We start from the raw sequence: 22,244 nt of genomic DNA, 5'->3' as shown, positions 1-22,244 counted from the left end.
TTCATGACCTCTTCTGCTTTTCTTCATTTACAAAATATCTCTCTGGCCTACAACACGCCAGAGGGTTTAAAAACGGTAGTGGATCAATTAAATTTGCAGCTAGATCAAGGCCATATTGGCTGCTTGCTAGGTGCTTCAGGGTGTGGGAAAACTACGGTATTACGCGCTATTGCTGGGTTTGAGCCGCTACGGCACGGTGTGATTAAACTTAATCAACAGGTGTTATCTACGCCCGAACACAGTGTGGTGCCTGAGAAAAGACAAGTGGGCATGATGTTTCAAGACTATGCCCTCTTTCCGCATCTCAGTGTAGAGAAAAACATAGGCTTTGGCCTACGCAAGCAAACTAAACAGGCTCGTCGTCAACGCATTGAAGAAATGCTTCATTTAGTTGGGCTTGAAACCCTAGCGCAACGTTATCCACATGAATTATCTGGCGGTCAGCAACAACGCGTGGCTTTGGCTCGTGCTCTTGCGCCAGAGCCCTCTTTATTATTGCTGGATGAGCCATTTTCTAATTTAGATGTGGACACGCGTGAACGCTTAGCGTTTGAGGTTCGAGAAATTTTACAAAAAACAGGTTTAACTGCGATTTTAGTTACCCATAACCAAGCCGAAGCCTTTGCTATTGCCGATCGAATTGGGGTGATGCAAGACGGGGTTATTGTGCAATGGGACACCGCCTATGGACTGCATCACAACCCAGTTAATGAATTTGTGTCGGATTTTATCCGGCGTGAAGCGTTGATGACGCAACGCGCTCAAGCTTTCACCCGTGGTGAAGCCGCTTGAAAGCCAGTGAAGCTATAAAAAATCCGTGTGGTTGTCATTGAATTACCACACGGATACGTTAGCGACCAATACGGATAATGGGTTCAATAATAATAGCTGGAATATTAATACCACTACTGTATTGACGGTCTGAGTGGTGAGGACGGTGACGTGGTGGCGCATAACGAGCCCGTGGTCTGCAGTCTCTTTTTTCTTTATAGCGCCCGTTTTTCTTGAATTCGCGCTTTACTTTGCAGTTGCCATCCCAGTATTCGTATTTGCCTTTGCCGCCGTAATAGCCACGGTCAAAGTCTGTGTGCCACCGGTCAGCGCTGGCTGTAAAAGGCACAGTTAATAGTGCACAAGCTATTAACCACGTAGGGAATCTCATCTTTTACTCCTAAAGATCATGCTAATGCCTTTAGTGTAGCGATGAAAGATCAAAAATGTTTGTGGATTTATAACAATGTGTGTGAGCTGCGGTTACACCTTGGGTAGGGCTTTGATTTATAAGCTGTTTGCTTTATGATTCTAGGTACCCGAAACGCTTTATTGTCGTGGGTACCTAGTATAAGCGTAGCGATTAAAGAGTGTAATACATATCAAATTCAACTGGGTGCGGCGTCATGCGTAAACGCGTTACCTCTTTCATTTTTAGCTCGATATAAGCGTCAAGCATTTCATTGCTAAACACCCCACCCCGAGTTAAGAACTCTCTGTCTTTATCCAACGCCTCTAGAGCTTGTTCTAAGCTGTGGCAAACAGCTGGGATTTTTGCGTCTTCTTCGGGAGGTAAATCGTATAGATTTTTGTCGGCGGCATCGCCTGGGTGGATTTTATTTTGAATACCGTCTAAGCCAGCCATTAATAATGCCGCAAAAGCTAAATACGGGTTAGCCATTGGGTCGGGGAAACGGGCTTCAACGCGACGCGCTTTAGGGCTACTAACATAAGGAATACGAATAGAAGCGGATCGGTTACGCGCCGAGTAAGCCAGTTTTACGGGTGCCTCGTAATGCGGGACTAAACGTTTATAGGAATTGGTAGTGGGGTTTGTAATGGCATTTAGTGCATGCGCATGACGAATTAGGCCACCAATATAATACAAAGCTGTTTCTGAAAGACCACCGTAACTATCCCCTGCAAAGACGTTGGTACCATTTTTCCAAATGGATTGATGCACATGCATGCCTGAGCCGCTATCACCAATAACAGGTTTAGGCATAAAGGTAGCAGTTTTACCATACACATGCGCTACGTTATGTACGGTGTATTTAAGAATTTGGTTCCAATCGGCACGCTGCACTAAAGTGGCAAAACGGGTACCGATTTCCAGTTGACCGGAAGATGCAACCTCGGCATGGTGAACCTCGACAGGGACGCCCTGCTGCTCTAAGAGCAGACACATTTCTGAACGCAAGTCGTGGTGATGGTCTACTGGTGGTACGGGTGCGTAGCCTTTTTGATGCCCTGGACGTACCCCTGTATTTTGCTTGTGACTGTATTTTTTACCACTCGCCCAAGGGGCGGTATCGGATTCAATTTTTACAAAGTTGCCAGAAGGGTTATCGTCCCAACGAATCCCATCAAAAACAAAAAACTCGGGCTCGGGTCCAAAAAAAGCCGTATCACCAATGCCCGTGGACTGCAAATACACCTCTGCACGTTTAGCTATAGAGCGTGGATCGCGATCGTAGCCGTTCAAATCGGCGGGGTCGACCACATCACAACTAATGATCAGAGTGGACTCCTCGCGGAAAGGGTCAAAGCGCACCGTAGATAAATCGGGCATAAGCAACATGTCAGACGCTTCAATACCTTTCCAACCTGGCATGGATGAGCCATCGAAAGGGATACCAGATTCAATGAGGTCTTCATCAAAACGGTGAGCAGGAATGGTTAAGTGGTGTTCACGACCTAAGGTGTCGGTATAACGAAAGTCCACAAAAGCAATGTCATTATCAGTAATCCGGCTAAGGACTTCATCAGCGCTAGACATGAAGGCTCCAAATAGTTAAGCAAAATGTGGTAATACTCAACGATTACCCTTTTATTATGTTAAAGCATTCTATTTAGCTTGCGTACATTTTTTTTGACATCCTCCCCCGCCTAAAGGCCGGGGACTCCTACAGCGCTCAAGGGCGGCATTGAGCCGTCCCAGAGTCGCTTCGGTGGGTTCCTGCTGCTGGCGGCATTACTGCACCACTCACTTCACAGGCGAACTGGGCGTGCCCCGCCCTTAACACATTGATCGCGCCGACCACATCGGCGTTTTCCTCGACACCACACTCAACACATCGGAACTGCGCTTGCGTAGGGCGATTTTCTTTACTGCAATGCCCACATTCAAGGCAGGTCTGACTGGTGTAGTGCGGGGGTACGACAACGAGCCAACCTCCTGCCCACGCCAGTTTGTAGTCTAGCTGACGGCGGAACTCGAACCAGCCTTGATCCAAAATGGCTTTATTCAGACCGGACTTGGCCCGAACGTTTCGCCCCGGTTGCTCGGTTGTGCCTGCTGCCGACTTGCTCAGGTGGCGTACCTGCAAGTCCTCGATACACACCATCGCGTGGTTTTGGCTGATAGCGGTCGTGGCTTTATGTAGGTAGTCGCGGCGGGCGTTACCGATGCGGGAGTGAATACGCTGGACGCGGGCTTTCGCCTTCTTCCAGTTGTGGCTGAATTTGATTTTGCGGCTGACGGCTTGCTGCGCTTTACGCAGGGCGGTTTCGTGCCGCTTGAAGCGGTTGAGCGGTGTATAGTACGTGCCGTCCGATAGCGTGGCAAAACGCGCCACACCCAGATCGATGCCAACCGCTGACGTGCCCTGCGCAACCGGTTGCTCCACCTCACGTTCGGTCTGGATGCTGATGAACCATCTGCCTGCCTTATGACTCACGGTGACGTTTTTCACCGTGCCCAGTACCTCGCGACTGTTGCGGTAGCGTACCCAGCCAAGTTTCGGCAGAAAGATACGACTGTTTTCCTGATCGAGTTTGCAGCCTTGCGGGTAGCGGAAACGGTCTGACTGGCCTTTTTTCTTGAAGCGGGGAAACGCGGCGCGTTTGGCAAAGAAATTCTTGTAGGCACGCTCGAGGTCTTTAAGCGTTTGTTGCAAGCACTGGCTTGGTGCGTGTTTCAGCCACTCTGTTTCCTTATCCTTCTTCCAAGCGGGCAGGAAATTAGCCAGAACGGTATAGCTGAATTTCGTCGTATTATCGGTGGTATAACGCTCTTTTTGCCACGCCAACGCCCTATTGAATACGAAACGACACGCCCCAGCAAAGCGGCGCATATCGCGTTGCTGAGCGCTGTTAGGCTTGAGTTCGTATCGATAGGCTTGCAATCGTTTCATACGAAGAATTATACTTGGCCTATGAAGAAAAACAACGACATTCGACGCGGTAGACACTGGTTTTTAACATGCGCATTCACTTGGTCTTTGTGACAAAGTACCGCCGTGGTGTGTTCACTAAAGACGTGCCGGATGATTCGCAAAAAGAAGCATCCGAGCATTCACAACAAACTACGGGGTGGTGCCCTCTGGTCGCCTAGCTACTTTGCCGCAAGCTGTGGCGGTGCGCCTATCGAGGTCGTCCGACAATACATTGAGCAACAACAGACGCCAAGCTAATACGAAGACGCTAGCGCGTCTGCGCTATTCCTCTCCACCCTGAACGGCGGGGTTTTCCGCGCGATTTGATAAAGTTAGGAAAGAAACCCTAATCCAAAAACAATTCTTGTACATCCGTTAAAAAGCGCCACCCAAGGTCTGTGGTACGGATACGGGAAGGATGAGCATCAATTAACCCCTTTTCTATGGCCTTGCGTATAGTAGGAGTGATTTTAGTTAGGGCTTGACCTGTGCGCTCTTCGAAATATTCCGCGGGTACCCCATTGCGTAAACGCAGTGCATTTAGCATAAACTCAAAGGACAAATCGTCCGTATCCACTAATTTATGTTCAGCAATATGGCTGTCCTGACGTAGGACGGCCTGCTCCATCCAGTTTTGTGGGTTGCGAGTGCGCGACTGACGCAAAATGCGATCAGGGAAAGACAGTTTGCTATGGGCTCCAGGGCCAATACCTAGGTAGTCCCCAAACTCCCAATAATTACGATTGTGTTCGGCTTGGAAACCGGGTTTGGCATAGGCGGAGACTTCATAATGCTCGTAACCGTGTTGAGCGGTGAGATCAATAATGGCGTCTTGCATTAATGCACTCTCATCGTCGGTGGGTAAAAGCGGCGGGTACTTCGCAAAGACGGTGTTAGGCTCTAGGGTTAGGTGATACAAAGACAAATGCTTAGTGTCAAAACTTAACGCCGTATGGATATCGTTTAGGGCTGCGGTTACGGACTGCTGAGGCAAGGCATACATAATATCCAAATTCACCTGCTCTACCGCATCTAAGGCATAGCCAATCGCAGCTTTGGCCTGTTGGCTATCGTGAATACGGCCCAACGCTTTAAGCGCCTGATCATTAAAGCTTTGAATACCCAAAGACAGCCTATTCACACCAGCAGCGCCATACGCTAAAAACTTTTGGGCCTCTACAGTGCCGGGGTTGGCCTCAAGTGTGATTTCGGCAGTGGGCAATAGTGGCAAATAAGCGCGCACCATACTGAGCATATCAGTTAATGCGGCCGCACTAAGTAGACTAGGGGTTCCGCCACCTATAAATACCGACACAATAGGACGGCCCCAAATCAGCGGCAGCGCCTGCTCGAGATCGGCACGAAGCGCGTCTAGGTATTGCGCCTCGGGTAATACATCGGGGGTTTTGTGTGAATTGAAATCACAATATGGACACTTGCGCACGCACCAAGGCACGTGAATATACAAAGCCAACGGCGGCAAACTAGTCAGTAAACTGTTTTTTGCTGTACTACCAGCACGAATACGAACTTGAGGTAAATCTATCATTCAGAGCGAACAGCAGCAAGCTGTTTAACTAGCACAGCCAGAGCTTGCGCGCGATGGCTGTAGGTGTTTTTTTCAGTGGGGCTGAGCTCAGCCGCTGTGCGCTGTTGCTCGGGAACATAAAATAAAGGATCGTAACCAAAGCCATGCTCGCCCGTGGTTTGGTGTGCAACTTCGCCCCACCACACCCCTTCAGCAATTAAAGGGCGCGGATCAGTAGGGCTATTCACATAAACCAATACAGAGACAAAACACGCTTTGCGGTTGGACTGATTGCTTAGGTTTTTTAATAACAACGCATTATTCGCGGCATCGCCCTGACCGGCGTCGTGTAATGCCGCATAACGCGCTGAATAAACACCGGGTGCGCCGTCTAATGCCATCACACATAATCCGGAATCATCTGCCACTGCAGGCAAACCCGTCTGAGCGCTAGCATGACGTGCTTTTGCGAGCGCGTTTTCCACAAAAGTCCCAAAAGGCTCTTCGGCCTCGGTTACGCCAAGCTCACCCTGCGGAATAATAGTCAGCTGTAAAGGTTCAAATAAAGCTTGAAATTCAGCAAGCTTGCCCTTGTTATTAGAGGCTAAGACAATTTTTTGCATATGATTAGTAATGGATTTGATGGGCTTGAAGTAACTGGGCCTGAGCTTGCATGAGCTCTAGCGCCCCTTTTTCCGCATAGTCTAATAACTGATTAAGCTGATGACGACTAAAGACTTGGCCCTCGGCTGTGCCTTGGATTTCAATCATTTCTAGCGCATCCACACGCAATTCCTGACTAGAAAGAACCACATTCACATCAGCACCACAGCTAGAGTCTTCAATGTAATCCAAATCTAAAATGGCTTGGTTTTGGCTAAGCCCTACGGACACAGCAGCGACTTGACTAGTGATAACAGACTGGTCTGCAACCAGTGTGCCCTGTTGCTTTAGGTGGGCTACAGCTAATGCAGCGGCCACCCACGCACCGGTAATGCTAGCGCAACGTGTACCGCCATCGGCCTGAATGACATCGCAATCAAGATGAATAGTGCGCTCGCCTAAAGCCTCTAGATTAAATGCAGCACGTAAACTACGACCAATTAGGCGTTGAATTTCCTGCGTACGCCCACTTTGTTTGCCCCGTACTGCCTCTCGATCTGAGCGTGTATGCGTTGAGCGCGGCAACATGCTGTATTCGGCTGTTACCCAACCCCTGCCCTGCCCACGCATAAATGATGGTACTTTTTCAAGTACACTGGCATTACATAAAACGTGAGTATCGCCCATTTTTATTAAAACGGAACCCTCGGCGTATTTACTGAGACCTAACTCGAACTGAATAGGACGTAAAGCATCTGCGGCACGCCCATTAAAACGCTGCATAACTGTCATAAAAATCCCTTAAACCCATAGTGTACTACGAGCCATGCTCTAGCCTACAATAGATCATTCGCGCGTAAAGAGATAAGGAATACTATGATTCGCAGCATGACCGCATTTGCTAATGCCCGTACAGAACTAGAGGCTGGCACAATCACTATGGAACTCCGTAGTGTAAACAACCGTTATTTGGACTTACAGCTTCGTCTGCCCGAAGAATTGCGCTTTAGCGAAGCCCCCATTCGAGATATGCTGAGTCAGCGTTTACAGCGCGGAAAAGTAGAACTGCGTGTTAATTTTCAACGGGCTTTTACTACACAAGCCCAACAAATTAACCCTGATTTACTACAGCAGCTAGCCAAACAATTGCAACAAACGCGTGCAGTGATTGCCGATGTCCCCGCGCCGCGCCTAGGGGAAATTATTGCCCTAAGCCAACAAGAACAAGGTCTGGATCACGAGGTTTGGTTACCTGCCCTACTGCATAATTTAAAATCAGCATTGGATGATTTAGATGCCTCTAAAGAGCGCGAAGGCTTGCGTTTAGCGGCCACCATGCTCGAAACAGCACAACAAATGACCGAATTAGTGGACTTTGTAGAGCAACATTTGCCCGAGCTGTTAATTGAGCATCAAAACAAAATCACGCAACGCTTAACCGAAGCCTTAACTGCTATCAGCCCAGAAGGCTTTGCCCAAATTACTGGCACAGAGCTGTCTACACGTATCGCGCAGGAATCCTCGCTATTTTCTTTGCGTATTGATGTGGCCGAGGAAATAACCCGCTTGCGTTCGCATATCCAAGAGCTATCCGTCATATTAGCGCCTGATAAAAAACCAGCCAAACACGGTAAAACCCGTGCAGGCAGCATTGGCAAACGCCTTGATTTTCTCTTTCAGGAAATGAACCGCGAAGCCAACACCTTAGGCTCTAAAGCCGGCTCCATCGAGGTCACACGCACCGCCATTGATTTGAAGTTGCTGATAGAACAGCTGCGTGAGCAGGCGCAGAATATTGAGTGATGATTACGGGGCTTCGGTGATGGTCAACGAAGCCTATCGATTAGTAGGGTTTTACTTATGCCTTCACAAACTCTAATATATTTTTTTTCTCTTTAGCTTCCGTTGACTCTATATTGGACCGATCCATTATATCTAGAATCATCTTAAAAGCCTCTGTTTGTAAGGGAGTCATTTTTTCTGGCTTTTCATACGCAAAAAGGACTGATGTTTTATCAGTAATTTGCTCAACTTGTTTTAAACGATTTACACGCCCTACCCATGTCTCAGCACTTTCATACATTTTGTTGGGATCATCATGTTGTAGTGCCAAGGGTTTAATTATCTTTCTAGGGTGATTAGTGTCATCGACTTGAACTAAAGGAAAAGTCGCATGAAACAACCCACCCTCAAGCTTTAATTGCTTAAAAGGCTTACGTAAATTCAACCCTCGTACTAAATTCACGACTCGCTTGGTTAAGATCTCTTGAGCGTTTTCTTTTGTTACAAAGCTATGATTCACATAGTGCTCAAATAGATAATCTAATCCCTGTGCCTCATTCGCTACCAAGCGAACCCTAGGTTTTGAGGTGTAGACTATCGCTTCTCTATCACGTGTGATTTGAGTAAATAAAGAACGCAAAAAATCTGCACTCAGGCTTTCTTGCAGAGTAATTTTTTTTATTTCATCTAGTTCTTTAGCGAAATAATTTATTGCTGCTTTATAATTTTTAGCATCAAACTCAGGAAAGAAGCCGCTGAGCCGACCATAACGCGATGCTATTTTATAATCAAAATAACCTGTCTTTGGGCAGGTCGCTACGACTCCAATCGTTGCAAACTCTCGGGTCTCGAGGTAAGGCATGTAACGAATCACAGCATAACGCAATGCAAGCTGCTTATTCATTTGTCCTCCCATAATGCTCCCCTTACTGCACAACGACCTAAAACCTGTCGCATAAAATCAAAATCATAGCTAGCAGGAATGTCACACTCCATGTTTGACCATTCCCATTCTAAAGGTAAATTATTACATATTTCATCAAGGGCAACTAATGCTGTTTGCAACCAATCTTCCATCTCCATTCGCTTTACAAGGTCGTAGGCAATTTCAGTAAAACGATCAGCAAACAAATGTGTCTCTAAAAAGTCACGTAATACAAAATCCTGATCAAAAGCTAAATTGTGATCGATGATAATTAAGCGATTGGGCTCGGCTTGGTAAAGAAGGTTGGGGTTAATGCGTGTTCGATCCATGTTTTTTATCCAAAGATCAAACACTAGTATTTTTCTCTGTAGTTCCTCGTCCACCAGTCCAAGACTACGCCCCTCAAACCAGTTTGATGCCTGTACCTTTTTAGATCCAAAAGCAATGCCTGAGCCTATATCTTTAAAAGATGTGTCCTCTAGTTCTTCATACAATTCTACAGGAACATCAACCAAGGTAAAATCGGCAATAGGTAGGCCTAACCTAAGAGCCAAGTTAGCACATATCCATTCGGATATTTGACTACGACGTGTCGCCCCTAGCCCTTTTACAATGTACTCCTCGTTGTTTTCAGCTACACAGAGGTAAGGCTCAGTCTGACCCTGTCTCATTTTTTCAAGCACTGAAATAATTGAAACTGGCTGTCTCTTTTGCACGTAACACATCTTCCTTATTGGTTTTTTTATACATAGAAGAACTTTCTTCTAAACCTCACCCCCAACCCCTTTAAACTTCTCAACAAAAGCAGCAATTTTTTGGAAAACACTTTGCTTTTTGGTCAAGTACTGTGGATTCAAGGGGCTCATTTTAGGCAAAATGGCATTTAGCTCTGTACCGTTTTCACTGGCATACTCCCGTTTGAGAGATACCGTAATGTAGCGCTTAGCTGCCTCTGTGTTTAAGTTCTCATCTTTAATCAGCTCCTCCGCCTCACGATACTGTTCAGCTTGAGCAAAGGTAAAAAAGGCTTCAATAATACCCGTTTTATCTTTAATCTGATCCAAATTCGTTTGATTAATGAAATCAACCACTAGACTTTCTTTAGCTCTATTGCCCAAGCTAGCACGGATAGTTCGACGCACCTCGTCGACCAGTTGCGCTTTGCTTTTGTTTTTTTTGTTGTGCTCAAAAATCAGCTCTAAAATGTAATCCAGATTGATTTCTTGAGACTTGAGCAAATCGACCTCAAAGACCACATCATCCCAATCAATGCCAGATTGGTTCTGCTCTTCCCCTGCTTTTTGACGACGTTGCCAATCACGAATGTCATTGTAAGCCGAGCGATAGTCTTGAACCTTGCGTTCAGCTGGTAAGCGTATTATTTGTAGTTCCGCTAGCTTTTCATCATCAAGGTAATGTTCCGCTTTAAAGGCTTCTACCGCCTCTGTATCACTCATATCGAGGTTTTGTAACGCTTTAAGGCTGGCGTACTCATCGTAGTTTTGCAAAATGTTTTCTACTCGTAAGTACTCACCAAACAGCTTCACGAATGACTTCTTATCTGCCTCTGTCTCAATAGCTGCTGGGTCGGAAAAGCGCTGCTCTAACTCAGTCACGACATCCATGAACCCACGTCTTGCTTCACCGGTGACCAGATCCGTGAAGCCCTCCATGTACTCTTTATAGCTTTTCTCTAAGACGACATTTTTCGTGTTTTTATCGCCAAATAAAGTAATGGCATCAATGGTCGCTTTTTCCAAATCACGGAAAGTGACAATATTGCCAAAGGTTTTGGTAGCATCATAAATACGATTTGTCCGTGAGTAGGCTTGCATTAAACCGTGATAGCGCAGGTTTTTGTCGACAAATAAAGTATTTAGAGTTGGTGCATCAAAGCCGGTCAGGAACATGCCGACAACAATTAGCAGATCGACCTCTTGTGATTTGACCCGCTTCGCTAAATCACGGTAGTAATTTTGAAAACCATTACTATCCACACTGAAGTTGGTTTTAAAGTAAGCATTGTAGTCATCTATCGCGGCGCTTAAAAACTCTTTGGCACTGCTATTCATGGCCGATACTTCAAAGCTTTCATCCGCGATGTCACCAATGGCATCTTGCTCTTCGTTCGCGGCAAAAGAAAATATCGTGGCAATTTTAAGTGGCTTCTCACTGTCTTTTTGCAGCTGATTCAGTGTTTCATAGTACAGCTTTGCTGCATCGACACTGCTGACCGCAAACATGGCATTAAAGCCGCTATTGTTACCACGCAAACGGTGTGTTTTTTGGCGATAGTTGTTGAGAATATAACGTGATATTTCACGAATACGATCAGGGTGTAACAGAGCTTGTTTATTTTCTAAAGCGCTTAGCTTCTTCTCATCTTTTTCGGTTTCAGCCGCTTTAAACTGGGGACGCACATCGTTGTAGTCTACTTTAAATTTGAGCACTTTCTCATCACGAATCGCATCCGTAATCACATACGAGTGCAGTTCACGTCCAAATACACTAGTGGTGGTTTCAGCGCCTAAAGCATTGTCTGGGAAGATGGGCGTACCCGTAAAGCCAAACTGGTAATAGTACTTAAATTTCTTTTGTAGATTTTTCTGAGCCTCACCAAACTGGCTGCGGTGACACTCATCAAAAATGAAGACCACTTGCTTTTTATAAATCGGAAGCGGCTCGTCACCCTTGATTAAGTTATTCAGTTTCTGAATGGTGGTAACAATAATCTTGTTATCGTCTTTCTCTAAGTTACGTTTAAGTCCAGAGGTACTGTCAGAACCATTAACACTTTCAGGTGAAAAGCGTTGGTACTCTTTCATGGTTTGATAGTCGAGATCTTTACGATCCACCACAAAAAAGACCTTGTCAATAAACTCTAGCTCTGTGGCTAAGCGAGCAGCCTTAAAGCTGGTTAAGGTTTTACCTGAACCGGTAGTATGCCAAATATAACCGCCACCCTCTGGAGTGCTCCATTTTTTAGCTTGATAAGAGCTATTAATTTTCCACAAAATGCGTTCAGTCGCCGCAATTTGGTAGGGCCGCATCACGAGCAAGGTGTTGCTGTCATCAAATACGGAGTAATGCAGCAAGATACTGAGCAAGGTCCTCTTCTGAAAGAAGGTCGCGGTAAAGTCTTTCAGGTCTTTAATCAGACTGTTATCCGCTTGAGCCCAGTTCATACTGAAATCAAAGCTGTTCTTATCGCGTTTAGTGGTATTAGCAAAGTAACGCGTGTCCGTACCGTTTGAAATCACAAACAGCTGCAAATACTTATACAGTGAATTGTCTGAATTAAAGCTCTCTTTGCTATAGCGATGCACTTGGTTAAAGGCTTCACGAATCGCCACACCACGCTTTTTTAGTTCAATGTGTACTAGAGGCAAACCATTTACCAGTATGGTGACATCGTAACGGTTAGCATGGCTACCGACTTGCTCAAATTGCTTAATGACTTGTAGTTTGTTACGGGCAATGTTCTTTTTATCTACTAGATAAATGTTCTGTATTCGGCCATCATCAAACACAAAATCAAAAATATAATCGTCGTGGATTTTACGGGTTTTTTCTACAATACCATCGCTAGGGGTGTCTAAATACGTTTCTACAAAACGCGCCCACTCACCATCTGTAAACTGTACGGCATTAAGCGATTGTAGCTGTTCACGCACATTAGCTAGCATCTTCTCAGGCGTATTTAACGAGGCGGCAAACTCATAGCCCTGATTCTGCAAATCTTGGATTAGCTCATGCTCTAGGGCATCTTCGCTCTGGTAAGTTTCAGCGACCTGCCAATCTCTTTGGTATGAGTCTAAAACAATAAAGTTATTTGATTCAGCGATGGTTTTGTAATTAATCATTGTGCTTCCTGCTTATTAAAACCATAGGTTTCGATAAGATAATTTACTAACTCATCCAATTTTTCTTTATCTTTCACCTCAATATCTGAGATTTCTTCACCTGCATGTGCAGAATGACTGGAAAGGTCCATAACTCTGCTAGCGAATGAATTTGGAAAGCCTTCGTTTGTTTTTTCAAGTAGATCTTCCCAGCGTGGATAACCTAGAAAAGTGGCCGTTTTCTCTAAGATATTTCTTAAAAAAGCAAAGTGATACTTACTAATTTGCTGATTTTTTATTGCGTTACGAATTTCTGACAATAAAAACAAGTGATAGGAAAAAGGGCGATCATTAGATTTAACTAGTTCAAACGTACCATCAAGTTTTTTTTCCATTTTGTATTTTTCTGATTGCCCGCGCTTATATAGCCATGTTGGAGTTCCATCTTGAATTGGATTTTTAAGATCGTTATTCAACTCATTATGCAAGACATTATAAAACAAGGGACTATGCGTTGTAACAACAAATCTTAGGCCCTTTCCCTCATAAAAATGGCTTCTTTTAATTAAGTTGGCCAAATCAACAGCTAATTCAATAAGGTGAGTGTCATCCAGCGAACTCACAGGGTCATCAATAAAGATGTATTCTAGTTTATCGAATTGATTATCTTCTCGCTTAGCTTGGTTTGGCTCTTCAAGCGTTGCTATCACTTCTTGCAGCAGTGTGTAAAAGACGCTCCAAACAAAATTACGCTCTTCGCCCTTTGAAATTTTCAAATTACCCGAGCTTTCAGAACCAGTCTCAAAAGAAAATGTAACCTCTGGATAGGTTTTATAACCCGTTTTTTTTCCGGCTTGAATAACATCTTGCTCATGAAATAACGGCATTAGCTTATCGCTAGTGTAGCGTTGAAAGTTTTTTACAATGTCAGTGTCACCGCGCTCCCTCAAAATCCAATCAGTGAACGTATTTGACTGTATTTTCAGCTTAGGAGCGGCATCCTCTTCCAAGTCGTTATCCCAATAGAAGAGATCCTCGGTGAAGGCGTTGTAGTAGAGAATTTTTTCACGAGATAACTCTACGCCATCCCCGTCGCCATCATCGTTATCTTCAGGGGCGATTAATTTCTTAAAGGCAAGTGACAAGCGCGTTTTACCCGTACCATTAAAGGCATAAATCAACTGCACTTTTTTGTTGGTATCTTTTAACTGCTGAGCAATTTGTTCCAACGTTTTGCTCATATCAGGCTACCTTCTCGCTATCTGGCTTAGGAAAGCTCAACAGTAAATCGCGGTAATATTCGTACTGCTGTTGGCGCAGCTCAATTTCGCGGGGCAAACCTTCGGTGATCGACGTGGTAAGCGTGTCGAATTTGTCGAGAATGGCGACGATGCGGGCTTGTTCTTTTTTACTAGGGATTGGAACTAGGTACTCCAAAATTTTTGCTTTACTGCCTCGTGGCATTTTCGCACCTTTGGCATGCTGCATGTTGTACTCAAAAAACTTATCATCAGCCAGTACCTGATATAAATATCTTGGAATAACTGCTGAATCTGTAAGGTGCACAACTAAAACATCACCATTTGTTCCACCGTCACGATCAGCATGCCATATCTTCTTTAAGTAGGGTCGAATATTGCTAATTAAGATATCGTTATAGCTATAGCCAGTTGAGTTGCCTTCAGTTGGCACATGGTCAGATTCTGTCTTTCCTGCTCGATTTTGTAGAAGGTTATTTACACCAACATAGTTAGATTCATCCAACACCTCAGAGCTAACACGTTTTTTTGAATATTCAGCAATCTCCCCCAACGTCTTCCACTCCACTTCGTCCTCATCAAAACTCAACAACTGGTCACGGTAGTAGTTGTATTGCTGTTGGCGTAGGTTAAGCTCGGTGGTCAGCTCGGTGATCATAGCGGTAAATGCGTCTAAAATACGGACGATTTCCGCTTGTATTGCTAGGGATTTTTTGGGGTTGTTTGGGCAGGGGATAGGGATACTTATTTTTTTAACGATCCCCGCATTAATATTAGTTTGTGACCCAGCACCAAGTGATTTTATATATTCATACTGGCTTAACAAAAAATGAAAAACATACCGGTAATTGACTCTTTCTGTATCTAGCTCTATATTTGCACACGCCTGATTAGTAGTCATTGGAATCTTATTAACTCCTATTTTTCCAACAGTCGCACCATACATTGCTACAATCACACAGTTTTCTGGAATCCACTTAGCGCTGGAATTTTTTAACCCTGCCTCCGTAATTTTTATCTCCGTATCCCATATCTCACCAAAATCGACTTCCTGAGTTCTCAACCAAGGAATATCACCATTATAAAACTCGGCGACACTAGTTTTAGGTGTTCCACCCGAGGATATTTTTACCGAAATATCTTCTAATGGCTGCCACTCTACCTCAACCCCACCCAGCAGCTTCTCCATAAAACGCGATACATTTAGCTGACTCATACCCCACCTCCCTCAATCTCCGCCACAATTTGATCTATCTCATTGCGCAGTTGAGTAATTCTTGCCACCGTGGTTTCAAGTTCAGCATTTAACACGTTAATATCAATTTTCTCGCGAGTGTCTTCCGCCTCTACATAGCTGGACACCGATAGGTTGTAATCATTGGCAGCAATGCTTTCAACTGGTACAGATTGGGCAAAGTGGTCGATGTTTTCTTTGCTATCGAACACTGCCATGATTTTTTCTATATGTTCATCGGTAAGGATATTGTTATTCGTTTCTTTTTTAAACAGCTCGCTGGCATCAACAAACTGAATGTTGGTATCAGCCTTATTTTTCGCCAGTACCAAGATAGTCACAGCAATCGTAGTACCAAAAAACAAGTTAGGGGCTAAAGAAATAACCGTTTCAACGTAGTTGTTATCTACTAAATATTGACGGATTTTCTTCTCTGCGCCGCCACGGTAAAAGATACCAGGAAAACACACAATCGCTGCTCGCCCTTTACTGGATAAGTAATGCAGCGCGTGTAAAACAAAAGCAAAGTCTGCCTTGGATTTAGGTGCTAAGACACCTGCTGGAGCAAAGCGCTCATCATTAATCAGTGTCGGATCATCGCTACCAATCCACTTCACTGAATACGGAGGGTTAGACACAATGGCATCAAACGGCTTGTCATCACCAAAATGCGGATCGGTCAGCGTATTGCCTAGCTGGATATTAAACTTGTCGTAGTTAATGTTGTGCAAAAACATATTCATACGAGCTAAGTTATAGGTCGTATGGTTAATCTCTTGACCAAAAAAACCGTCTTCAATGATATGTTCATCAAACTGTTTTTTCGCTTGGAGCAATAGAGAACCGGACCCGCAAGCAGGGTCATAAATTTTGTTCACGCTTTTTTGACCGTGCATGGCTAGCTGGGCAATGAGTTTAGAGACATGCTGCGGTGTAAAGAACTCACCACCCGACTTACCAGCATTTGCTGCATAATTAGAGATTAAGAACTCATACGCATCGCCAAACAGGTCAATCTGACTACCGCTAAAATCACTAAAATTAAGCTCTGCAACGCCTTTTAGTACTGCTGTCAAACGTGCGTTTTTATCTTTAACGGTATTGCCTAAGCGGTTACTCGTGGTATCAAAGTCAGCAAACAAGCCTTTAATATCTTTTTCTGAAGCATAGCCATTCGCAGAGTTCTCAATGTCAGAGAAAATTTGAGCAAGGTCGGTGTTTAGGCTTTCATTACGGTGCGCGTCTTTAACTACATTGGCGAATAACTGGGAAGGATAAATAAAATACCCCTTGGTTTTAATCGCATCATCTCGAATTTCTGGAGTAATGACTTCATCAGGCAAGGCGGCATAATTAATGCTTTCATCACCTGCTTCAATATAATTAGAAAAATTTTCACTGATGAAGCGATAAAATAAAGCACCCAGTACGTACTGCTTAAAATCCCACCCATCCACGGATCCGCGCACATCATTAGCGATTTGCCATATACGGCGCTGAAGCTCAGCACGTTGTTGTTGACCTGTCATACTACTTCCTAAAAGACTGACTCTAAGTCACTGTCTTAGACAGTGATTGCTTAATTTACAAATGGACTCATTTTAGCTAGGTTTTTCTCATTTACATAATGAGGGGGCTACTGATCGATAAATTCATCGCTGAGTTGCTGCTCTTGCCACGCTCCATAGGTTAAATATTTTCCATCTATCACCCAAGACTTACGGCCATTGGCACTGCGTCCTGCAACTACCGCTGCTGCTGCACTGGGGCTAGAGAAAACCGTGTCTGTCGTAAAAGAACGCTGCCCCAGTTCTGTCTTAGCTAACACACCACTAGCGCACAACTGCTCATAAAGCCCCTCATAGCCACCCGCAACACCTTCCCAATCACCCCGAGCAGATGAGCCTGCTAGAACAACAAACTGTCCATCTAACTCTTTAGCTTGAGCTTTAATCCCTTTGGTGGGCAGAGAAAAGGTAAACAAAGGCGACTCTGTCGTCGTAGCAGCTACCGCCTTACTGCACTCACTAGAGTCAGGCTCTGGACTACGCAAATGCGCAAAACCTAAAACGGGCAAAATGGTACGTAATTGCTCAATGAAAAAAGCCATATCGGCTTGATCTGACTCAGGCAAGTTTGCGTAGTCATGAGAGGTACCATTTTCTAATTTACATAAACCACTTTTACTCACACTACGAATCAGCTGACTTTCTAAGTATTTAGCATGAGCTTTAGTTAAGTTTTGATCCTTACTTGTGACTAGCCACACATGTTCCCAAAAGTCTTTGCCACCAGACTCTTGAGTGCGATTATGCTGTTTGAGTCTGGTGCTGACATCATCGCTTTCACCGATATAGACTAAAGGCAATGCCCCACCTTCAGGATCACTACCCACTAAAAAATAGATACCGGTGCGTTTACTCTCTGGACGTTGCACTAACTTTGCTAACTTAGTTCTAGGGCCTGTTAAGACATGCCCTGTCCAATTCATAATCTCAGCGGTAATTAGCCCTTGTGGTGAACCGTCTACTAAAAATAATCTAACACTACGACCTTGCCCCACTTTACTTCTCCTTTTTGTAACAGCCCCACCCCTTTTTTAACTATTTCATTTGTATTCATCATTGACTTAACTGTTGCAAGAGCTCTTTGCCTTGTGTCGTCAACTCATATTTTTGCTGTCGGCTAGTCGGCTTGTCAGGAATCGTCATTTGAATCCATTGCTTTTCTAACAGAGCTTTTACCTGTTTATTTAACTCACCTGATATGGACTTATGCCCTAATGAAGCTGCCAACTCTGATTTACTCAACGGTTGATCTTTAATGAAGAGTAAGACTTTAGCGGCAAGGTTTGACTCTAGCCGTAACTCTAGCTGCGACTCTAGCCGTTGCTCTAGATCTTGAGTGCTCTCTTGCTCTTCACTTAGTATTTGCTGCCTTAACGTTTGGCTAATAACGCCTAGCATAAACTCAACAAAAGGTGCGCTATTGGTTTGTGCGGTGCTATTTGCAATGGCTTGGTAATAATCTAGCTGATTAGCATAGACGAGGGACTCAATCGGTAAGTTAGCAAATAAGGGATTCCACTTCGCTGAAATCAAACTTTGCCATAAGCGGCCCATCCGCCCCTTGCCATCGGCAAATGGGTGGATGAACTCAAACTCATAATGAAAAATAGCACTTGCTACTAAAGGATGGTGTTCAGTGTGTTGAAGCCAGTTAAACAAGTCATGCATTAAACGAGGCACCTGATTAGCAGGAGGTGCCATGTGAATAACCTCCTTGCCGCTCATTACGCCAACGCCACCACTTCTATATCGACCGCTCTCATCCATCAAACCTGTCATTAAGACCTCGTGTGCTGCCAATAGGTCTGACTCTTTGTCTGGCTGATAAATATGAAAGTTGTCATAAACAGCTAAAGCATTTTTAACTTCTTGCACCTCTCGAGGGGGGGCAATAACAAGCTTGCCCTCTAAAACAGCCGTAATCTGATCGACGCTTAGGCTATTACCCTCTATTGCTAGTGAACCGTGAATAGTGCGAATTTGGTTAGCTCGGCGTAAACGTAGAGAATGAGCCCGACGTTCACGCTCTGCGTATCGCCCAAGCAACTCACTAATCTCAGCAACCAGGTTTAAAATTTTGGGACTAATTTGTATTGGTGGATCGTAACGACTCATCTTGGTTTACCTGTAAAGTGATTTACTAAGTATAGCGTTAAAGCAATCACAGGCATCTAAGCGCTTACCTCTGCTCTGGGCACCTTAATCTTCTGCCTGAGCCACTGCTCTACCTTACTTTTTAGCCACAATGGCCTACGACTCAACTTAATTGGTTTGGGAAACTTGCCTTCTTGAATCAGTTTGTAAAACCACTTATTCGTTAAGGTCGTTAACCCTGTGATGAATTCCATGGTCACAAATTGGTCTTCGAGGATTGAATAGGTCGATTTGCTTTTGTGTGTTGTAGTCATGTTGCTCTTCTGTCTTGGAAGGCAGAAGTTCGCGCCAAGCCGGACGGCCGGCACCACTTCTACAACATGAACCAGCACCATTAAAAATGACGCTCAACTGTAGCCGCATGACAATCGTTTAAGCAATAAACCAGATTTCTAAACTGTTAACTAAACTTTTAGCCTCTATAGCCTGATCAGAACCAGATGAGAGGTTAAGTTTCCTACCGATTGATGTACTCAAGCTGTTGACGAGTTTCTATATCAGGTTCGTTAGATAGGTATAGGTCTTAGATAAAGAGAAAAGCCAAGGTTGACCGGCTTTTTTAACTGCACGCTTAGGTTCATAAATATAGAGGAACGACGTAAAAAAATAGGCTCCATGAAAGAGCCTATGAGGTATAAAATAAATGCCTTTATGCTGGTTGTGGCACTGTCAAAGAGGTTGGTCTACGTTGCAACAGAAATATAGCAAGCGCGGCTAACAAGAAAGCACCTGCATATAGGGTAAATAACTGTTCTGGGCTCCAGTTAGCATCAATGAGCCCACCAGCAACCAAGGGAGACAAAATAGCTCCTGATCTTCCAATGCCAATGGCCCAGCCTAATCCTGTTACACGCTGCGTGACACTGTAAATACTAGGGGTGATAGAGTAAAGTCCCGCTACACAGCCATTAACAAACACACCTAATGCTAAGGCAGTTAAAAACGCTAAGTGTAAATTGTTAGTTAAGCTGACAAAGACGCTCATCAAAACAGCGCTGACAAGGAAGTAAATGATTAGCAAGCGAGACAAACGATATTTAGCAGCTAAGAACCCAATTAAAGACGTTCCTACAATTCCACCCACATTGAGCAATACACCACCAGTAATACCTTGTTGGGTAGACAAACCAGCCGTTACTAACAGTTTAGGCGTCCAGCTCATGACAAAGTAAAAGGTGAACATGATCATGAAGAAAGCTACCCAAATTAATAAGGTAGAAGCTGCCAATCCCGATGAAAATAAACTTCCGACTTTATTGGTTTTAGGGCCCAGTTCCGAGCTTGAAATATCAGGGAGCTTATTAAATAACTGCAGTCCAATTTTGGAGTGAATCAAGTTTACCTTTTTAAGAGCATCTTTAGGTCGTTTAGACATTAAAAAGTCTAGGGACTCAGGAAGCCAAATAAATAGGATAGGAAGGGTAATTAAGGTGACTATACCGCCATAGAAAAAAACTGGCCTCCAACCTAAGCTAGGAATAATCTGAGTTGCAATTAATCCACCTATTGTTGCTCCTAAAGCATAGGCCGTGGCTTGTAGGCTGATTGCTAAACCACGCCAACGGTCTGAAGCATATTCTCCTGCTATAACATAACTACTCGCAAGAATCCCTCCTATCCCAAGCCCTGTTAATACGCGAAGAGTCCCTAAATGTAAAGCTGATTGTGCGTACGCCGAGGCCAACATGCCGAAGCCTGTAATTGTTATGCAAATCATTATTAAAGGACGGCGTCCTATATGATCTGCCCAAGGAGCTATGATTAACGACCCTAAGGCCATTCCTATCAGTCCAGCGCTTAATAAGTAACCTAACTGTACCCCTCCAAGTCCCCACTCATTGGATACAGAGGAGGCTGTGAATGCCATAACCAAGACATCAAATCCATCTAGCATATTGATTAAAAAGCACAGAGAAATAACAAACCATTGAAAAATACTCATTGGTTTTTGACTCATGCCTGTAGCGACTGAAGATTTCATTTTTGTCCCCTCATTATTTTTGTAAGCAAAGTGCTTCTAGGAAATAGACTACTTTGCTTGCTCTTTGCTTAAATCGCTTAGGCGATGGCAGCCTCTAAAATACCTTCTTGCGTTGGCTCAGAATGAGGCTCTTCTTTTAGGCATAATCTCTCAATAATCCTGCGAGCACGATTAGCTCCCACATCAACATGAATATCAACCATCGGTTTAGGTCCAAAACGCAGCATATTTTGATACTGTTTTTCAATTATTTCCTTATCTTCATCAAAAGTTAGTTGAGTCTGCTCAATTACCTTCTTTTTTATTTCCTCAACATTATTGCTAGGGTTTGTGGCCATAGTCCAAAAATAGTGACAAGTCGTTTCTGTTTCAGGGGTGATGCCATGGAATCCACGCATATGGAAGCCCCCTCGTTCGGGGTCAGTTAACTCTGCGGTATTGTGATCAATCGCACCTGTCCAAATTAAAAGGTGCGTGACATGAAAATCAATCTCTTGCCAGCGATCCACATTCCCGTTAAATGTATAAGCAGCAGTATAGGTTGCTGGAGGCTCTGAGTTAGGCATATAACGGACCACCTTTACCTTGTCCCCTTCACTTTCCACTTTCATTTCTGCATTCATGTGAATTTTTGCATTCCCGCCAATAGTATGTGGATGTACATAAGCCAAATGACTTAAATCCAATAAGTTGTCATGAATTAACTGATATGGGGCGTTGTAATAATAAACTCCCCCACCGTAGACGTACTTTGGATCGCTGTGCACGAAATAAGACGGTGCATTGCAAGTGGGTTCTGTATATTGATCTTGACCAAACCACAGCCAAATCAGGCCATCACGCTCTTGAGCACGATACGAAGCCACTTTAGCTCTAGATGGAATTTTTTCCTGACCAGGGATTTCAATACATTTTCCCTCTTGATTAAATAGCAAGCCATGATAACCACATCGTAATCCACAGCTCTCTACCATTCCGTTGGAAAGAGGTAATGCGCGATGACAGCACCGATCCTCTAGTGCAGCAACCGTTCCATCTCCCATTCTGAAAAGCACAATAGGTTTTTCAAGCAGGGTGCGGCCAATAGGTTTATCTTTCAATTCAGATGAAAGAGCTGCTACATACCACTGATTAAGAGGGAATTTATTTTTTCCTGCTGTATTTTTTGTAGTTTCTACTGTTGCAATAGTCATTGTCGTTCCTCAAAATTAATTTTGATT

General features: G+C 44.2%; 19 protein-coding genes and 1 pseudogene. 3 read left to right on the top strand and 17 right to left on the bottom strand.

The annotated features are described in order from the left end of the window. Positions 1 to 3: 3 nt before the first annotated feature. Entirely contained in the window at positions 4 to 792 is a 789-nt protein-coding gene (locus ACBP46_RS05745) for an ABC transporter ATP-binding protein (protein ID WP_371015779.1), read from the top strand. Between the two features lie 58 nt (positions 793 to 850). Here ACBP46_RS05745 and ACBP46_RS05740 read toward each other — a convergent pair whose 3' ends face one another. From ACBP46_RS05740 to ACBP46_RS05730, 3 genes are all read right to left on the bottom strand, one after another. After that, positions 851 to 1,162, bottom strand: a complete 312-nt coding sequence (locus ACBP46_RS05740) for a hypothetical protein (RefSeq protein WP_371015778.1) — start codon at positions 1,160 to 1,162, stop codon at positions 851 to 853. A gap of 192 nt (positions 1,163 to 1,354) precedes the next feature. Then, a complete protein-coding gene (glnA, locus tag ACBP46_RS05735) occupies positions 1,355 to 2,770 on the bottom strand; it encodes a type I glutamate--ammonia ligase (RefSeq protein ID WP_371015777.1) in 1,416 nt (471 codons plus the stop codon). A gap of 136 nt (positions 2,771 to 2,906) precedes the next feature. Continuing rightward, positions 2,907 to 4,127 carry an RNA-guided endonuclease InsQ/TnpB family protein gene (locus ACBP46_RS05730; RefSeq protein ID WP_371015776.1) on the bottom strand — a complete coding sequence of 407 codons (1,221 nt, stop codon included), beginning with the start codon at positions 4,125 to 4,127 and terminating at the stop codon, positions 2,907 to 2,909. A gap of 21 nt (positions 4,128 to 4,148) precedes the next feature. Between ACBP46_RS05730 and ACBP46_RS05725 the strand changes: the two are divergent. Next, positions 4,149 to 4,406 (top strand): annotated as a pseudogene (locus ACBP46_RS05725) (transposase). Positions 4,407 to 4,494: 88 nt separating this feature from the next. On the opposite strand, the gene hemW reads toward ACBP46_RS05725, so the two are convergent. Genes hemW through rph form a run of 3 tightly spaced genes read right to left on the bottom strand, consistent with a single transcriptional unit; the run spans position 4,495 to position 7,071 of the window. Beyond that, positions 4,495 to 5,697 carry a radical SAM family heme chaperone HemW gene (gene hemW / locus ACBP46_RS05720; RefSeq protein WP_371015775.1) on the bottom strand — a complete coding sequence of 401 codons (1,203 nt, stop codon included), beginning with the start codon at positions 5,695 to 5,697 and terminating at the stop codon, positions 4,495 to 4,497. Then, the gene (gene rdgB / locus ACBP46_RS05715) at positions 5,694 to 6,299 is read right to left on the bottom strand and encodes an RdgB/HAM1 family non-canonical purine NTP pyrophosphatase (protein ID WP_371015774.1); all 606 of its coding nucleotides are present in this window, start codon (positions 6,297 to 6,299) and stop codon (positions 5,694 to 5,696) included. The genes hemW and rdgB overlap by 4 nt, the downstream gene beginning before the upstream one ends. 4 nt (positions 6,300 to 6,303) lie before the next feature. After that, entirely contained in the window at positions 6,304 to 7,071 is a 768-nt protein-coding gene (gene rph, locus ACBP46_RS05710) for a ribonuclease PH (protein WP_371015773.1), read from the bottom strand. Positions 7,072 to 7,155: 84 nt separating this feature from the next. Between rph and ACBP46_RS05705 the strand changes: the two genes are divergently transcribed. After that, positions 7,156 to 8,082, top strand: coding sequence for a YicC/YloC family endoribonuclease (locus tag ACBP46_RS05705; RefSeq protein WP_371015772.1), 927 nt, complete (start codon positions 7,156 to 7,158; stop codon positions 8,080 to 8,082). A gap of 55 nt (positions 8,083 to 8,137) precedes the next feature. Here the strand turns inward: ACBP46_RS05705 and ACBP46_RS05700 are convergent, their stop codons facing one another. The 11 genes from ACBP46_RS05700 to ACBP46_RS05650 form a co-directional block, all read right to left on the bottom strand. Next, the gene (locus ACBP46_RS05700) at positions 8,138 to 8,965 is read right to left on the bottom strand and encodes a DUF3037 domain-containing protein (protein ID WP_371015771.1); all 828 of its coding nucleotides are present in this window, start codon (positions 8,963 to 8,965) and stop codon (positions 8,138 to 8,140) included. Further along, entirely contained in the window at positions 8,962 to 9,702 is a 741-nt protein-coding gene (locus ACBP46_RS05695; protein WP_371015770.1) for a HipA family kinase, read from the bottom strand. The genes ACBP46_RS05700 and ACBP46_RS05695 overlap by 4 nt, the downstream gene beginning before the upstream one ends. 48 nt (positions 9,703 to 9,750) lie before the next feature. Further along, complete coding sequence (locus ACBP46_RS05690) at positions 9,751 to 12,849, bottom strand: type I restriction endonuclease subunit R (protein ID WP_371015769.1); 3,099 nt, start codon at positions 12,847 to 12,849, stop codon at positions 9,751 to 9,753. Then, positions 12,846 to 14,069 (bottom strand): AAA family ATPase, encoded by a 1,224-nt coding sequence (locus tag ACBP46_RS05685; RefSeq protein ID WP_371015768.1) that lies wholly within the window; start codon positions 14,067 to 14,069, stop codon positions 12,846 to 12,848. The genes ACBP46_RS05690 and ACBP46_RS05685 overlap by 4 nt, the downstream gene beginning before the upstream one ends. A 1-nt stretch (position 14,070) precedes the next feature. Beyond that, on the bottom strand, positions 14,071 to 15,303 hold the full coding sequence (locus ACBP46_RS05680) for a restriction endonuclease subunit S (protein WP_371015767.1): 1,233 nt from the start codon (positions 15,301 to 15,303) through the stop codon (positions 14,071 to 14,073). Beyond that, the gene (locus ACBP46_RS05675; protein WP_371015766.1) at positions 15,300 to 16,850 is read right to left on the bottom strand and encodes a type I restriction-modification system subunit M; all 1,551 of its coding nucleotides are present in this window, start codon (positions 16,848 to 16,850) and stop codon (positions 15,300 to 15,302) included. The genes ACBP46_RS05680 and ACBP46_RS05675 overlap by 4 nt, the downstream gene beginning before the upstream one ends. A gap of 107 nt (positions 16,851 to 16,957) precedes the next feature. Continuing rightward, complete coding sequence (locus ACBP46_RS05670) at positions 16,958 to 17,884, bottom strand: GIY-YIG nuclease family protein (protein ID WP_371015765.1); 927 nt, start codon at positions 17,882 to 17,884, stop codon at positions 16,958 to 16,960. A gap of 58 nt (positions 17,885 to 17,942) precedes the next feature. After that, positions 17,943 to 19,004, bottom strand: coding sequence for a Fic family protein (locus ACBP46_RS05665; RefSeq protein ID WP_371015764.1), 1,062 nt, complete (start codon positions 19,002 to 19,004; stop codon positions 17,943 to 17,945). 56 nt (positions 19,005 to 19,060) lie between these two features. Continuing rightward, positions 19,061 to 19,237: a helix-turn-helix transcriptional regulator gene (locus tag ACBP46_RS05660; RefSeq protein ID WP_371016054.1), complete on the bottom strand. Its 177-nt coding sequence runs from the start codon at positions 19,235 to 19,237 to the stop codon at positions 19,061 to 19,063. Positions 19,238 to 19,692: 455 nt separating this feature from the next. Continuing rightward, positions 19,693 to 21,024 carry an MFS transporter gene (locus tag ACBP46_RS05655; protein ID WP_371015763.1) on the bottom strand — a complete coding sequence of 444 codons (1,332 nt, stop codon included), beginning with the start codon at positions 21,022 to 21,024 and terminating at the stop codon, positions 19,693 to 19,695. Positions 21,025 to 21,101: 77 nt separating this feature from the next. After that, positions 21,102 to 22,217, bottom strand: a complete 1,116-nt coding sequence (locus tag ACBP46_RS05650) for a Rieske 2Fe-2S domain-containing protein (protein WP_371015762.1) — start codon at positions 22,215 to 22,217, stop codon at positions 21,102 to 21,104. Between the last annotated feature and the right edge of the window lie 27 nt (positions 22,218 to 22,244).

The organism is Paenalcaligenes hominis (assembly GCF_041359055.1).
Lineage (GTDB): Bacteria > Pseudomonadota > Gammaproteobacteria > Burkholderiales > Burkholderiaceae_B > Paenalcaligenes > Paenalcaligenes hominis_A.
The sequence above is the reverse complement of the archived record's forward strand: the minus strand, read 5'-3'. Positions and strand labels throughout refer to the sequence as shown.